9 protein-coding genes are annotated in these 16603 nt (G+C 47.9%); all 9 read right to left on the bottom strand.

Features of this window, described 5'->3' with window-relative positions:
* Positions 1–16: 16 nt before the first annotated feature.
* The 9 genes from GJR95_RS35765 to GJR95_RS35725 all read right to left on the bottom strand — a co-directional run bounded on the left by GJR95_RS35765 (position 17) and on the right by GJR95_RS35725 (position 16420).
* Positions 17–1666, bottom strand: a complete 1650-nt coding sequence (locus GJR95_RS35765) for a RagB/SusD family nutrient uptake outer membrane protein (RefSeq protein WP_162390414.1) — start codon at positions 1664–1666, stop codon at positions 17–19.
* A gap of 14 nt (positions 1667–1680) precedes the next feature.
* Positions 1681–5004 carry a TonB-dependent receptor gene (locus tag GJR95_RS35760; RefSeq protein WP_232540966.1) on the bottom strand — a complete coding sequence of 1108 codons (3324 nt, stop codon included), beginning with the start codon at positions 5002–5004 and terminating at the stop codon, positions 1681–1683.
* Between the two features lie 201 nt (positions 5005–5205).
* Positions 5206–6228: a FecR family protein gene (locus GJR95_RS35755; RefSeq protein WP_162390413.1), complete on the bottom strand. Its 1023-nt coding sequence runs from the start codon at positions 6226–6228 to the stop codon at positions 5206–5208.
* Positions 6229–6395: 167 nt separating this feature from the next.
* Complete coding sequence (locus tag GJR95_RS35750) at positions 6396–6974, bottom strand: RNA polymerase sigma factor (RefSeq protein WP_162390412.1); 579 nt, start codon at positions 6972–6974, stop codon at positions 6396–6398.
* Positions 6975–7645: 671 nt separating this feature from the next.
* Positions 7646–8467 (bottom strand): alpha/beta fold hydrolase, encoded by an 822-nt coding sequence (locus GJR95_RS35745; protein WP_162390411.1) that lies wholly within the window; start codon positions 8465–8467, stop codon positions 7646–7648.
* 414 nt (positions 8468–8881) lie between these two features.
* A complete protein-coding gene (locus GJR95_RS35740; protein ID WP_162390410.1) occupies positions 8882–10033 on the bottom strand; it encodes a hypothetical protein in 1152 nt (383 codons plus the stop codon).
* 81 nt (positions 10034–10114) lie between these two features.
* Entirely contained in the window at positions 10115–11488 is a 1374-nt protein-coding gene (locus GJR95_RS35735; RefSeq protein WP_162390409.1) for an FAD-dependent oxidoreductase, read from the bottom strand.
* Between the two features lie 36 nt (positions 11489–11524).
* Positions 11525–13006, bottom strand: a complete 1482-nt coding sequence (locus GJR95_RS35730; protein ID WP_162390408.1) for a RagB/SusD family nutrient uptake outer membrane protein — start codon at positions 13004–13006, stop codon at positions 11525–11527.
* Between the two features lie 57 nt (positions 13007–13063).
* On the bottom strand, positions 13064–16420 hold the full coding sequence (locus GJR95_RS35725; RefSeq protein ID WP_232540965.1) for a TonB-dependent receptor: 3357 nt from the start codon (positions 16418–16420) through the stop codon (positions 13064–13066).
* Positions 16421–16603 lie beyond the last annotated feature (183 nt).

Here is a 16603-nt window from a genome sequence, read left to right as displayed (position 1 = left end):
GCGTTCCCTGTCTATTCTATTGATAACCCTGATTTTGGGTAAACTCCGTTTTGTTGGTAATAGCATCCAACTGCGTTTGCGGAATAGGCCGTAGCACATGATAATCCACAATATTGACCGCATTATCAGGCGCATCGGCACGAACACGCTCCAGCAGCTTTCCGGTTCGTTTGAGATCGAACCAGCGAATCTGCTCCCCTGCCAGTTCACGCGCCCGCTCATCCAAAATGAAATCAAGCGTTACCTGGGCCGAAGCAATCTGCATGGCAGCGGCTTTACCCGGCTTGGCCGCCCGTGACCGTACGGTGTTGATGTAATCGGCAGCAGCCTGCAAATTACCCAGTTTCATTTGGGCTTCGGCCGCAATCAGGTACACCTCGGCCAGCCGGATCACGAATACATCACGAGCGCTTTGTGCTTCATTCAAACTAGCCCGCGTCGGGTCCATAAACTTCGACAAGGTTGGGTAGCGCAGGTTGTCTTTTACCGTTCCGTTGGCGTTATAAATCTTACTTCGGTCGTAGGTCTGGTACTTCCGGGTTGCTTCAAACGCATCGGGAATTTCTTTTTTCGTGCAATACACCGCCGTATCACCCAGGTTCATACCCGCCGGACGCGAAGTGGCGTTAGCAAACCAAACCTGCTGAAACGAACCTTCGTAGCGGGCATCCTCATCGCTATACAGATCGAGCAGGAACCGGGTTGGCATGTATCGGTTGAATGGCCGCCCGTTGGCAATATCGCGTGTCATGCCCGGCCGATCGTCGTACTTCATCAAAAACAGCAGATGCCCATTGTTGCTGCCCCGGCTATGGCCATACGGATTGAAGGTTGTGTTTACGAGATCATTGATGGCCAGGTTCACGGAGTAATCGACGACATAAATGGCCTCTTTGGTCTTCATATTGCTCATTTTCCACAAGTCCGCATAGCTGGCTTCCAGTTTGTAGCCGTAATTACCCGTCAGCACGGCCTGCGCCATTTCCAGCGCTTCTTTGTTCATGCCGCGAGTCAGATACATTCGTGCCAGAAACGCCTGAGCAGCTCCCTTTGTCACTTTACCGTATTGAGGCTGCGTAGCGGGCAGGTTGGCTACGGCAATCTTCAGATCCTCGAAAATCTGGTTGTAAATGGTTTCAACGGAAGTCCGGTTAGCCGTCGCCACAATACCGTTCGTTTCCTGGGTGGTGAAATGAACACCACCCCAGGTTTCAACGATATGCCAGTAATAAAACGCCCGCAGAAACCGTAGCTCCCCTTCGCGAACTGGCCGTAAAGCCGCCGATAAACCTGCTTTATCGATGCGGCTAATTCCCCCGTTACACAGATTAATGGCCGCGTAGAACTCCCGCCACTCACTCGTAAGGGCCGCATTACTGCCCTGAAGGTTCAGGTATTGGGTTAAATCCCGATAGACCTCGCCCGATCCGCTCGTCCAGATATCAGTGCCAGTTTCGGCAATGTTATACCCTTCTTCTTTGCCATACCACCAGCGTTGATACGTATAGGCGGCATTGACCAGTGTTTCAAAACCTTCGGGCGTTGTGTAGACGGTTTCGGCGGTTAACCCACTGGGGTTATATTCTTCCAGCACATCTTTACACGAAAACAAGGTTAGCAGAGATAGTGCCAGTAACCCCGTTTTTTTGACAATGGATAAGTTCATAATGGGTTCAGGGGTTATAGGTTGACGTTCAGACCAAATACGTAGAGCTTTGTCATGGGGAAGTTCTCGGAACCACCCCGCTCAGGATCGTAGTTCAGGTTGGTGAAGGTGAACAGGTTTTTGCCCGTCACATACAGTCGAACGCCCCGAATGACCTTTGAGCGCAGGATGTTGGCAGGTACGTTGTAGGCCAGCGTAATGTTACGAATCCGGGCATACGTACCATCCACATACCCTAACGTAGAGAGGTATTTCAGCCCTCCGTTTTTATTGGGCCGGGGATAGGCATTGGTCGGATTTTCGGGGGTCCAGTAATCGAGTCCTGCTGTGCTGTTGCCAACGCCCTGTTGATCGAAACGGGCCGACCGGTCAGAATTGATCATCTGTCCGATGCGGGCATAGAGAAACACATTCAGGTCGAAGCCTTTGAATTTGATGGTGTTATCGAAACCACCACTCCATTTCGGACGGGGCGTTCCCAGGATAATCCGATCGTTCACCGCATCGATTTTACCATCGCCATTCTGGTCTTTCACTTTGATTTCTCCGGGCAACTGGGTGGGCGAAAGCTTGGCCGCGGCATCCGCTTCGGAGTTCTGCCAGATACCCAGTTTTTGGTAGTCGTAAAAGACATTGATGGGCGAGCCAATGAACCAGCCGTTACCAATGTCGTTGCCACCCGTTACCAGCTCCGTAATTTCTTCCTTGTTTTTGGTGAAGGTGACATTGCTGGTCCAACTGAAATTTGACGTGCGGATGTTGGTACTACCCAGCGTGACCTCAACACCCCGGTTACGCGTTTTACCGATATTCTGCTTAACCGTCGTCACCCCGGTCGTTGGTGGTAGCCCACGATCCAGCAGCAGATCAGACGTCCGGGTATCGTAATAATCGATCGACGTATTGATACGACCATTAAACAGGCCAAAGTCCAGACCGATGTTTTTAGTATTGGACAATTCCCACCCTAATTCTGCATTCCCTACGTTCCGCGAGAACGTGTAGGCTGGAACCGGTACTTCGTCATATCCAAAGGCCAGTCGGGTCAGCGTTGTTTGGGTTGCATAAGGACCAGATGGGTCATTACCGGCAACGCCATAACTGACGCGAAGTTTCAGGTCGCTAAGCCCTTTCAGGCCCTGCATGAATTTTTCTTCGATAATTCGCCATGCGAATGCAGCCGAGGGGAAGAATGTCCATTTATTGCCCGTTGCCAGTTTAGAAGAGCCATCTTCACGGGCAGTCAGCGTAAGCAGATACCGTTCGCGGAAGGAATAATTCAACCGGCCCGCAAATGAAATGAGGTCATTCTGCGAATAGGCGGAGTTGATCTTGATTTCTTCCGTTGCACTACCCAGCGAGTAGAATAACTGCGATGGAAGCAGTTGATTGACGCCCGAAGCCGCTGCGTTATCGGAGGTATTCCCGATATAGCTGGCAATACCAGTGAGCGTAAATGCGTGTTGGCCCATACTTCGCTGGTAGGTTACTACATTTTCCCAGTTGAGGCTACGGCTGCTACTGGTATTATAGGTAGCGAGCGATTTACCGGTCAGCGATCGATCGATGGATTTAGGCGAAGCATACGAGCCATCCCGGATCGAAGCCAGATTGACACCCACCGTAGTCCGGGCGGTAAAGCCCTTGAAGGGAGTTAATTCGATATAACCATTGGTTAAAATCCGGGTTGTCAGCACCGAGTTATTGAACACGTTCGGTTGCTCGTCCGACAGCGGATTGGCCGTCTGCCCATCCAGCATGATGTAGTTGAAATTCCCATTGGCGTCATAAAGAGAACCCAGCGGACTGATTTTATTCGCCTGATTGAGCGGGTCGCGCCGGACACTCTGGTTGTAGTACGTAAGCTGGCTCTGTAAGCCAATCTTCATCCAGTCAGTAATTGTATAGTCGACATTCAACCGCCCGGTATAGCGTTTCAACTCGTCTAACTTCAGAATACCTTTTTCGTTATAGTAGTCGACGGATACGTACGACTTCAGCCGCTCGGTACCTGACCGTATGCCAATCTGATAATCCTGTTGAAGACCATTGTGAATCAACGCATCCTGATAATCAGTCCAGTTGCCCTTCTGTAAGGCATCATACTCGGCTACGTTCGTAAAAATAGAGGCATCGTCGGCCGGGCTTTTCCAGACACCAGCTGCCCGCCAGGCTTCCCGTTTGAAATCCCGAAAGCCAGTGATGTCCATTGCTTTCGGATACATAGTCACCTGCGAGATACCCGAATAGGCATTAAATGAAATGTCGGGTTTACCAGTTTTACCTTTTTTAGTCGTAATCAGAATAACCCCATTGGCTCCCCGCGACCCATAAATGGCAATTGATGAGGCATCTTTGAGCACGTCCATTGTTTCGATGTCGTTGGCATTGATATCTTCCAGGTTGCTGTACTGGATACCATCGACAATAATCAGGGGAGCATTATTTCCCCCAATGGAGCGATTCCCGCGTATGCTGATATTTACCTTTGCCCCGGCCTGCCCACTGCTCCGGGTAATGTCGGCCCCGGCAATTTTGCCCTGAGCGGCTTCCAGTACGTTGGCGGTCGGCACTTCTTTCAACTGCTCGCTTTTGAGCTGAACAACCGCACCCGTCAGGTCTTTTTTACGCACGGCCCCGTAGCCGATCACGACAACTTCGTCCAGTGCGCTCACATCGGGTACCATCGAAACATTGATCGTCGATTGATTCCCAACCGCTATGTCCTGGCTCTGGTACCCAACAAACGAAAATGTTAACGTCACTCCGTCGCCATCGGGTACCGACAGTTTAAATACCCCACTGGCATCCGTTGTTGCCCCCCGCGTCGATCCTTTTACCACAACACTGACCCCCGGCAAAGCAGCCTGTTTTTCATCGAGGACTTTTCCTGTTACCACATGGTCGGCCGCTTCAGCACCCGGAGTTGTCACTTGCGTATGTCCATCTGAATCGGACTCCAGCACGATCAATCCGCCAACCAACCGATAGGTTAGTTTTAATGGCTTCAGTAACTCGGTCAATGCTTCATTCAGGCGCTTATCCGTCAGGGTAATGGTGACCGGATGGTCTACATTGATCGTTTTTGAGCCATACACAAACCGGGCGGCCGTTTGCTGTTCAATCTGTGTTAGCACCAGCCGAAGCCGTTGTCCATCAGCCTTTAGCGTAACCGGTCGGCTCATCAATTCCTGACCATGACCGTTAAAGGCAATTGACAAGCTGGCACATGCCGTAATCAGGATAAATTGAACAATAGAGAAGTTCATAAACCACCAAAATGCGTAGACCTGTCGGCCCAGAGAGCCATTATTACGTACAGGTTCTCTTTTTTTCATAGATTTAAGGGTTTTGTTACATGGAGATTTGACAAAATAGTTCTCCTGTTGGGGCAAGATTCGCGGTCTGTCCAACGAGAGAGCAAGTGGGCGCTGGTTCATGTTCACAGCATGGCCAGCGTCTTTTAGTGAAAATCAGTGATCTGGATAGGTTCGATACATAGGCTGAATGGATTAATTATTGGTTCATCAATAGGAAAGCTAGTCGCTACATCCTTTTCCAGTTAGCAGGATGGTTGTTCCTTTCACTTCGTATTTCGCCTTCAGCGCAGCACAAATGATGTCTAACTGGGTGTAGAGCGGTTGATCGGTTAAATCGGCCGTTAATGGGCATGCCTTCTGGCTATCATTTTCTACTTCGATGTTGATGCCATATGCCTGTTCGAGCCTAACCAGCACCTCTGCTAAAGGCGTGTCGTCAAACTGAAAGGAGATCGGCTTCTGCTCCTTTTCAGAGGTTCGTATAACCAGCGGGGAGTCGACAAGGCCCGTTACAAAATGCTGTTCTTCTTCGAAAAACGTAGCGGTCTGGTTCGGGCTCAGGACAACTCCGTCGGTCGTTGCCAGTTTGCGGGGCGTTTCTTTATAAACAGAAACCCGCCCCGTTACCACTTCAACCCGCACCTGATTGGTAGCCGATTGGCTCCTGACAAAAAAGCTCGTTCCCAATACCTTCGTAACTACGCTACCCACATACACATAAAAAGGTCGGGTTGGCATTTTCGCCACTGAAAAGAAGGCATCCCCCGTTAGGTAAACCGTTCGGTTTTCGGTCGCAAAATGGGTTGGAAAACGGAGTGAACTATGAGCAGCTAATTTGACTGCACTCCCATCTTCAAGGCGGATTACAAGCGGATGAGTGGAGTTATTGGTTCGCTCAACCCAGTCGCCCTGAACAAGTGAAATCAGTGAATCTGCGGGATTGACAGGACTACTCTGACGCTGTGCAAAATACAACCAACCGACCAAAAGCAGCGATGCCGCAATACCGATCCATCGAAGAGGAGTGCTCCTGAACGGAATAACCCGCCCTGGTTCGTCCTTAGGCATCTTACTCTGAATCTGGTCCCACAGACGGTTTTCCAGCTCGTTCATGTCAAGCTCCTGCCCCGACTCTTCGGTATCAATCAAGCCATACCAGTGCTCTACAAAAGCCTTTTCTGCGGGTGTACATTCTCCACGAAGGTATTTCTGTAAGAGTTGCCCAAATTTTTTTCGGCTCATGACTCGGTAGCAGTGGGTTTACAATACCTAAGTCAAACAACCACGCCTAAAGCCGCAAATAATATTATTGAATAGTAGAAAATTACAATACTTAAAGAGAAATAGAGCAAATATTATTTAAATAGTACTATATAGCTATATTAATTTAACCGGTCGTCGGCATGCTGCTATATGTAAAGTAGCAGGATAATACCCGGCAACAGGTAGTCTCGCAGGTAGACCCGCAGTGCTTTAATGGCTTGACTTAAGTGATACTCAACCGTTCGTTCCGGTACTTTTAACTGGGATGATATTTCCTTGACGGATTGATATTCCAGGCGGTTTAGTCTAAAAATCTGACGTGTCTTTTCAGGAAGATCATTCAACTGCTTTTCAACGGCTTCCATCAGTTCATCCAAATCCATCTGCTCTTCGGTGGTCGATATTGCTTCCTGCAGATGGACATAGGCGTAGTCCGCGTATTTTTCGTGAATCAGCGTCGATTTTATATGATTGATCGTGGCATACCGAACAGCCGTAAACAGGTAAGCGTCCAGCCGCTCAATCCGCAGCTCGTTACGACGCTCCCATAACTTCAGGAATATATCCTGCACCAGTTCTTCAACCGCATCCTGCGAGTCGATTTTACGGCGGGCAGAGCTATACAACCGTTTCCAGTATCGCTGATAAATCTCCCGAAAAGCAGCCTCATCGCCTGTACGAAGACGAATAAGTAATATTTCATCGGGTAGCGATTTAAGATTCATTCGTTTGCGGCTGTCAAGTATAATAGATTTTGACTATTTCCCAGAAACAGCCTGACTGTTGAGCAGTTAAGCTATTTGTTACCTGACTATTAATCTCAGTACTTTACTTAAATTTACCAAGCATAAGTTTAATTATTTCTATGCAATCGTTACCGGGAACGTTGCCGAATAGTAGATACTGCTATTTTTTAGTCTAAAATAGTTTCACGCAAATTTATCAGTAGTCATTTCCACCGCCATTCATCAGTTCAAAAAAATTGTATTTTTCCATGCCATAGCACTTACAATCAAGTTAGGATAATTGAGTAGAGATACCTAACGTAGATTCTTCTAATAGCTTACCTAAACAGCACAAACAAGTAGCTATTCGGGGTATCAATCAACATGCATTACATAGGAAAAAATGCAGTGTTGTCGATACAGAAAGGCTTTACTTGATGGTGGCTTGCCGTGAAATGGCAACCCCCAAAGAAGATCCGGAAATTGGGGCTTACTTACTTTTTTTGCCGCAGAAGTCGGGCAGAGAGAATGGATTGCCGGGAAACTGTACTTAATCCTGACTTGCCCGGCGAATAGTTCTGATTTTGAAAAACTAACCAATCGAGGAATCTATCAACAGAAACGATGATAGATTCCTCGATTTTAACAGTATACTCTAGCCAATTGGCTCATTATGAGTTAATAAATGCCAACAGATCGGCATTAATTGTGGCCGCTTCGGTAGCTGGCATTCCATGAGGAAATCCGGGATACGAAATGAGTTTCCCATCTTTTAACAGCTTTACAGCCCTGGCTCCGGTCAGAGGGAACGGAACGATCTGGTCATCCTCACCATGCAGAACAAGTACCGGCACATCCACACTCTTCAGGTCTTCCGTAAAATCGGTCTCTGAAAAAGCCTTGATACAATCGTAATGGGCTTTTATGCCACCCATCATACCCTGACGCCACCAATTATCCCGAATGCCCTGCGATATGGTTGCACCTTCCCGATTGTAGCCATAAAAGGGTAGAGTAAAATCCTGAAAATATTGGGGTCGTTTTGTGGCAGTACCTTCCCGGATCTCATCGAATATAGCCATAGGAATACCATCCGGATTCGCTTCGGTTTGTACCATAAGTGGTGTAACTGCACTGATAAGTACCGCTTTAGCTACCCGTCCCTGTCCATATTTTGCCACATAGCGAATCACTTCACCACCCCCGGTCGAGTGGCCAACGTGAATGGCATCTTTTAAATCAAGCACGCGTGCCAGTTCAGCCACATCAGCAGCATACGTGTCCATATCATGTCCATCTGCCGTTTGCGACGATCGCCCATGTCCCCGGCGGTCGTGTGCAATCACACGAAATCCCTTATTCAGGAAAAACATCATTTGGCCATCCCAGTCATCGCCTGATAAAGGCCATCCGTGGTGAAAAACAATCGGTTGCCCCGTTCCCCAGTCTTTGTAATAAATCTCGGTACCGTCTGCTACTGTGATCTTGCTCATGTTTTTTGGTTTTAATTATGTGTGATTACTTACTTAGGGATTTGCTTTTGCCTGTCATATACACTAGCTGGAAGTGCCCTTTTCAATCGTAAAACCAGAGCCCCATACGAGTTTTCAATCCCGGACATGTACACATTCACTAAGTAGGTAGAATGGCTGCGGGCTAAAAATAAAGCATTAAAGTAGATAAACTATATAATTAATAGAAAAATGACTTTGGGCCATTTTGACCATAATCAGGCTGGTCAGATCGTACTGATAATGTCCGTCAAATCAAGGCATTGGGCATTTTTAACCCTGATGTAGCAGAAAAGATGGGATGAGAACTGATCGCTAATGCTTGTATCGCATCGCTCAATCAGCGCCATAAGTAGGATTACAAAGATGAAAACGCCGGTCAATCTCTTAGGTCTGTCACTTTTTCAGTTTGTACTCTTCGATTTGTTTTTCGATTCGCGCATCGGTGACCGCTATAGCGTCTAAATAGGCAAACGCTTTTTTTGCAATTAATTCATTCTTATCTGTCAGGAGTTCAGCTATCGTTCGGCAAGTGTCGATGTCGGCAACTTTGTGTTTTCTGAATAGATCCAATACGTTGCTTATCAGCTCACTATTCAACGATTTCAAGTCATCGGCAAAGGCTTTTTTTACCTGAACGTCAAGCATTGGTGCTTCCTTGAATTTGCCAATGATAAGTTTTTTAAGTGCGTAATTTGATTCTCTGAACTTCGTCAATAAGGCAAGCTGAATGGCTTCTGACTTTAAATCACCAGCACTGAAGGCATAAATAGCGCGCTCGGCCAGGTTGTAATCGGTGGCATTGATAAATCCCAACAGTACTTTTTGAAGCGCTGGCGTTAGCTCCACAAATCCACGAATATGGTTTAATGCCCAGATTTTATCCGTCAAGTCAGGACTATCCAAAACCGCCAGGATGAAGTCAGGCGACAATGACTTTTCGGTTAAACGGGCTACATCCTCCTGGGTTGATCCATAGACAACATGCCACATTTTATAGGTGGTATACGCGGCCCCTTCAACGACATAGTCCAGTACATTCTTCGCCGTAGCCGACGACACGCCATCGACTTCATTTTCCTTATCTGCGGGCTTTGTCTGAGGGGCCAGTTCGGCATACGATAACGTTGCCAGGGGCGAAAGCGGATCAGCCAGCAGCTCACTCATCCGCTCATATTCAGCCGGTGTAAATGGTTTATGCTCAGCTTTACTCAAAAACTCACCTTTCGGAAGTTCAAATCCTAAATAACGCCCTGTGCTCGTCCAGTATAGGTTAACCTTCAGCAACCGACACTTATTATCGAAGCATACGCTCGTCCTGACTTTCCGAAAATAAGCCATCGGGTACCCTTCTTTCGAGCGGACCTGAAACAAGGTATCGTTTGCAATAGAGTCTTGTGAAGCAGCTATAAATGCCAGCGTCGTGTCTGGTTTTCGCGAAATTGCTGGTGTACGAAAATACCGGATTTGCCCAGCGCTTTCATAGACCACTGCCAGAAACGCCATCACTAAACTGACAACTAATCTTTTGATTTTCAGGGCGTACATAGACACATTGCGGCAGACTAAAACACTTTCTTTAGTCTGCGAGAATACAGACTAAAGAAAGCTTTTCATTAACAAAACTGATCAACCTTTTGAGCTACTCCCAGGTACAATTCCGCCGTGTTCTTCCAGCAATTTTCGAAGGTCACTCATGGAAACGTCCAGCGGAGTTTTGTTCTGCAAATTGGCCAGTACAGCCGCGGCTCCGGCTGCCTGTCCCATACCCATACAGGATGCCTGTACACGAAGCGCCGAATTCGCCAGCCGGTCACTACTAACACACCGACCCGCCACCAGAAAATTCCGGCTGTTTTTCGGAACAAGAGCCCGAAGTGGAACTGTTGGCACAATTCCTTCGGCTAAATGATCGGGAACGACGCCATTTTCGTCATGAACATCGATTGGATAGTAGGAATAGGAAACCGAATCATCGAATACTTTCCCGGTCACGTAATCAGCCTGCGTAATTTTATAATGACCGTCGATCCGGTAGGTTTCCCGAACTGCCGTTTCGTTTTGTACATCAATTAGTTTTGTTTTTTCGCAACCGGGTAGGGTTCGCAGAAAGCGCAGCGTTTGAAGCAGGGAAGCCCGCCCTTTTATATTCGCAATGGTATGGGTTTCGGAGGTTGTGGAGTCGGCACCCAATACATGCTGAATATTATCACCGGCACTTCGCAACAAGCCAATTATATTGTTACGAAAATCAGTTTTCACTAACTCTCCTTTCTGGATAGCTTCCTGATATCGAGCCTGTATCAGCTTAACATCCAGCGAATTAAAGTCGTAACCTCCTAGTTTAAACATCAGCGTACCCGGCTGGGTAACCGACTCTCGCAGCACATCAAACCCCGCAATGGACGTGGCATACGCATTTCCGGTGCAGTCGATCAGCTGATTACAGGTTATCTGGGTCATGGTGCCTTTACCGACCGTTTCGACGACCCAGTTGTTTTTTTGAAAAGTAATCTGGGTAGGTGTCTCATAAAAACGGATCTGAACACCCGCTGCCACGCATTTTTCTTCCAATAACATAGCATACAATTGCCCATTCAACCGAACCTGATGTTTGGGGTGGTTTTTGCCATGAGGAATCGAAAAATTAGGTAATGTATCATCATTGAGGGCTACGGCTTCCTGCACCATTTCCCAGCCGATTCCGCTGATAATCTGCTTGCCCCAGGCGAAAAAAATACCGGGGAAAGCCACTCCGCCCGTGGTGGTGGTTCCGCCAAGCTGGCTACCGTTCTCCACAAGGATTGTTTTGCGCCCGGCCCGCCCTGCCTGAATGGCTGCCACCACGCCCGCCGTTCCACCACCAATAACCAGAATGTCGGCTTTTAGAGTTTGCTTCGTGAGCTTATAGGGTTCTTTCAGGATTTCACCCGTTGCTAATGTAGGAGAGGCAGCACCCAGCGACATAGCGCCCAGCGTTGCAAGAGCTGATCTTCTTTCCATAACAGTTCGTTTGACTAGTCAAAAATGGATAGGTGCTTAATAGCCGGGATTCTGATCCTTTGTTGGATCAAGGCCTTTGTTGTAATTCATTTCTGAAACCGGAATTGGCCACAGGAGGTGTTTATCAGCAACCGTTTTCCCCGTTGCGGCCAGAATAGCCTCCTTTACTTTGCCCGTTCGTTTGAGATCCAGCCAGCGCTTCCCACCCAATTGAAATTCATAGCTCCGTTCGGTTAACACTAAATCCAGAAACGTGGCAGCGTTGTAATCGGCCAGGTTGAAGTCGATCGATGAAGCAACGGCAGGAGCCTTCCCATAGGCCCGGCGGTGCACCTTGTTCAATGCTTCCATACCCGCTGCCGTAGGTCCGTTACCGGCTCTACTCGAAGCCTCTGCATAGATCAGCAATACATCCGAGTACCCGTAAACGGGATCATCATTACCTGCACCCGACTGAGAGACAGCAAGTTGATCGGCAAATTTTGAACTAACAAGTGTATTGGCTCCCAAACCAAAGTTTATCAAATCCCACAGTCCTTTCCGAAGGTCGTTCGGATTCCAGGCTTTATAATAGGCACTCGTCACATCAAGATAAAGTACGTAAGCTCCTCCGAAATTGAACAGCTTCGTGTCTGGATGATTGCTTATCCAGAGCATGTAATTGCCCTGGTTGACCTGACGGGCGTATTTCAGGTAAAAAATCTCTTCGGTAGTCGATACTAAGTCAGGCCCCCAAACTTTAGTCTGAAAATCAGTTTTTGTGGTCGTGGACACAAACGAAAATTTATTGGATTTAATCACTTCATCGGCTTTGTCTCGTGATTCCGCAAACTTGCCAAGGGTTAAATACACATCGGCCAGCAAGGTTTTGGCCGCCCATTTGGTGGGTCTTCCTGCTACAGCCGGATTATCGGGAAGATTTGTTTCGGCTTCGGTGAGGTCGGCGATAATCAAATTATAGACCTCATCAGCGGTATTTCTTTTCAGGTCGATGGCATCCATTGTGCTTTCTGTACGGAGCGGCACACCCGCCCAGTTGCGCACCAGCTGAAAATAATTGAACGCCCGCATAAACTTTGCTTCCGCTACATATTTGGTAACATCCGCTTTACTGATCGACTTACCGGTGGGTGCATTTTTGATGACCAGATTGGCATTGCGAATGCTTAGATAAAAGGCCCTCCACAGATCGGACACGCGCGTAATATTGGCATCATCCAAACCCTGAAAAACGTGAAGTGGGGCCCAGCTTCCCCGACCGTTCGCATAATCGGACTGGCATTCTAGGGTTGCTTCGTAAACCGCATAATTGTTGCTCCGCAAAGGGGAGTAAATCAAATTCGTAGCCGTTTCAACTTCCGTGGCGGTGTTGAAAAAGGATTCCACAACCAGTGATTTTGGTTCTTCAATGAGTGATTGCTCACAGGAAGAAAAAAGACTAAGGCAGAAGACCCCGAGAATACCCCAGCGCTTACCATCGAGAGGCTGTTTGGGCCGATTTATAAGGGACATTTTCATTGTAGTAGCTAATCAGGAGAATGAGTTTTTCGAATGGGAATGAGAACTTGGGCTTCGCTAAAAGCCGGCACGAAGACCAAACGTGATCGTTTTCGCAACGGGGTAACTGTAGGAGTCTACCCCCTGTGTCGTCGAGTTAGCATCCCCTTTTGAATTCACTTCGGGGTCCCACCAGGAATACTTCGTCAGGGTCAGCAAATTTTGTCCACTGGCATACAGCTGGACTGTTCGCACCCATTTGACACCCCAATTCTGAAGCGGGAAATTATAGGCTAACTGTATGTTTTTAAGCCGGACGAAAGACCCGTCTTCTATATATCGATTCGAAACCCGTGCATTAACACTGTTGCTAATAATTGGGTATTTGGCGTTCGGATTAGAGGTTGACCAGTGATTCAGATAAACTTCGCGGGGCATGTTCAGGCCAAAGCCATAATCGATTGTGCTTCCCATTGCACTGGCGTTAAATAGATCATTCCCCTGAACGCCTTGCAGAAAGAGCGTTAAATCGAAGTTTTTGTAGGACATGTTCGAATTAAAGCCAAAAATGTACTTCGGATTCGGGTTGCCTATATAGGTTTTATCCTTGATCGTGATGCTTCCATCACCATCGGTGTCCTTGTATTTTATTTTCCCTTTATCATCGTAACCATCTTCGACAAAGCCCCAGAACTGGCCTAACGGCCTGCCCTCACGCAGAATATTCGTCACATCATTAATGACAACCACGCTAATAGTGCCGCCCAGAATATCCTGTCCACCGTATAGCTTTACGACCTTATTTCGGTTAAAGGAGACGTTTGCGTTGACATCCCATTTGAAAGCGCCGGTTAGAATCCGAGTGTCGATCCCTAATTCAAGGCCGCTGTTCTGGATTTCGCCAATGTTTTTAATCGTCGTGGTGTAGCCCAGCGAAGTCGGCAGCGTTACGTTGTTGAGCAAATCGCGGGTGTTTTTGATGTAATAATCAGCCGTTAACAGGATTCGGTTAGCCAAAATCCCGAAATCAACACCTATATCCTTCTGTTCTGTCGTTTCCCATTTCAGGTTACCCGGCAAGTTTGTATTCGGCCCATAAGTGTTATAGAGGGCATCGCCAAAAACGGTTTTACCCGAATAAAGCTGATTCAGCGTGGCATAAGCGTTAATGGCCTGACTGCCCGTAAGTCCCCAGCTTGCGCGTACTTTCAAATCGGAGATGAATGTGTTGTCCTTCATGAACTCCTCATTGGATACGCGCCAGGCCAGGGCGGCTGAAGGGAAATACCCCCATTTATTGCCCTCGCTGTATTTAGAAGAACCGTCTCTCCGGATGCTTACCGTTGCCAGGTATTTACTGTTATAGGCGTAATTGACCCTGGCCAGGTAAGACAATAACACCGATTTAGAGTAACTGGAACTCGGTATGCCTGGTGTTGAAGCCGATGCCAGGTCATACGTTTCAGGCGTATTACTCAGAAAGCCTACCCCACTCCCCGACAGTCCGGTGTTCAAAAAATCCTGATAGGTGAAACCGGCTACGGCCGAAACGGTATGCTTTAAATTGATGGTTTTGTTGTAACTGATCGTGTTTTCACTCAAAAGGCTGGTAAATTGATTGGTACCAACGTTGGCAACTCCCGTCGAATTCACAAAATTTCGGGTCGTGTAGTTGTCGCTACGATCGTCGCGGTTTTCAACTCCGCCCGACACTTTGATGGTTATCGACTCAATGGGCTTAAAAATCAACGATGCATTGAGCAGGGCAACATTGGCCTTTGTCTGGTTGTTTTGTTCGTTGATAAAGTTGAGGGGATTGATGAGGTCAGTCGCCACAAAGGGATAGGCGATAGCCAGTGTCCGGTACGTACCATCATCGTTATACGGTGTCAGCGTAGGTGGTGCCGAAATAGCCCCAGCAATCATCGAGTTTCCCCGACTTCCTCCCCCACTATCTTTTCGGCCGGTTTGTAAACGGGTCAATGTCCCACCAAAATTGACACTAAACTTGTTGCTGACAGCATGATTGATATTAGCCCGCAACGAATACCGATTATAGTCGCTACCCTTAACGATACCATCCTGATTGAACACACTTCCCGATAGCGAAAACTGCGTTTTTTCGTTACCTCCGCTGATGTTCAGCGCCGTCGTTTTCATTGGGGCCTTCTGAAAAACAAGGTTTTGCCAGTCGAAACCCTGCCCAAATGCATTGATCTGATCCTGCGTGAAGTAGGGCTTCTGTTTATCGTTAGTGGCCTGCTCATTGTAGAAGGTCGCATATTCCTGGGCGTTCATTAAATCCAGCTTCTTTCTGAGCGTTTGTGAGCTATAACTGGTCTCAAGATCTACGCGTGTTTTGCCCGCTTTACCATGTTTTGTCGTGATTAACACCACGCCATTAGCACCCCTGGAACCATAAATAGCTGTAGCTGAGGCATCTTTCAGAATCTCCATGTTTTCAATATCCGCATTGTTCAGCACCGTCGGGTTACTGCCCGATATTGGAAAACCATCGACCACATAGAGCGGTTCGTTGCTGCCCTGAATGGAGTTCGTACCCCGGATACGCACACTGACTGATGCACCGGGAGCGCCCGTATTTTGCAGAACCTGCACCCCAGCGGCCCGGCCTGTCAACGCCTGCAAAACATTCGTGGCCGGATATGAATTGATTTCTTTGGATTTGACCTGCGACAGGGAGCCGGTAAGATCACTTTTCTTAACGGTACCATAACCGACCACGATCACCTCATCCAGCGACTTATCATTCGGCACAAGTTGAAGATCAATACTGGCGCGATTGCCGATAGCGATTTCCTGATTCAGGTAACCCACAAACGAAAAGACCAGTGTGATGGCCCGGCCATCGTCCGGAATTGTGAGTTTATATTTCCCCTGAGCATCCGTGGTAGTGCCTCGGGTGGTGTTTTTAACCACCACGCTCACACCGGGCAAACCTTCGCCAGTTTCGCTTTTAACGGTGCCCGAGATCTGCCGGTCGGCTGCCTGCGCTGGCTCGAATGACGTATTCCGGGGAAGTAGAACCGGAGTTGTAGGCTGAACAGCCGGGCGCACACTGAGCAGAATCTGCTTTTTCCCGACAACTTCATAGGTTATCGGCAAATTCCTGAAAAGCTGATCCAGTACCGTAGACAGACGCTGGTTCGAGATGTTAATCGATACGCGCCGATCTGCCTGAATCTGTTGTGGAATGTAGGAAAAGGTGACCTTCGTTAGCTTTTCAATAGTCGATAACACAACACGAATCTCCTTATCCTCAACGGATAAGCTAATGGGCTGCTCCAGTAAGGCCTGGGCTTTTACTGTCCGGGCGTAGGTTATGTTCAGGAACAAAACCATACAAAACAGTTGGGCAATGGTAATACGCATAAGGGTACGTGCGTAGGCGTGACTGAGTCGAGGTAATTTCATACCTTTGATTGTTTTTGTTTACAGGATTTAGACAAAGACAAATGAGCCCCTACACATCTGACGAGGATGCAACGGAATACGAACCGAAATGGGGCTTTTCCGGTCGGTGATGCTTGGACCCATCGCCGACCTTCTTTTTTTTAGCGTCCGGTTACTTTCACTTCATAGCATTCAGCGTTAACA

It is taken from the genome of Spirosoma endbachense, from assembly GCF_010233585.1.
GTDB lineage: Bacteria > Bacteroidota > Bacteroidia > Cytophagales > Spirosomataceae > Spirosoma > Spirosoma endbachense.
Note: the sequence above shows the minus strand (reverse complement) of the source record. Positions and strands in the feature narration are given on the sequence as shown.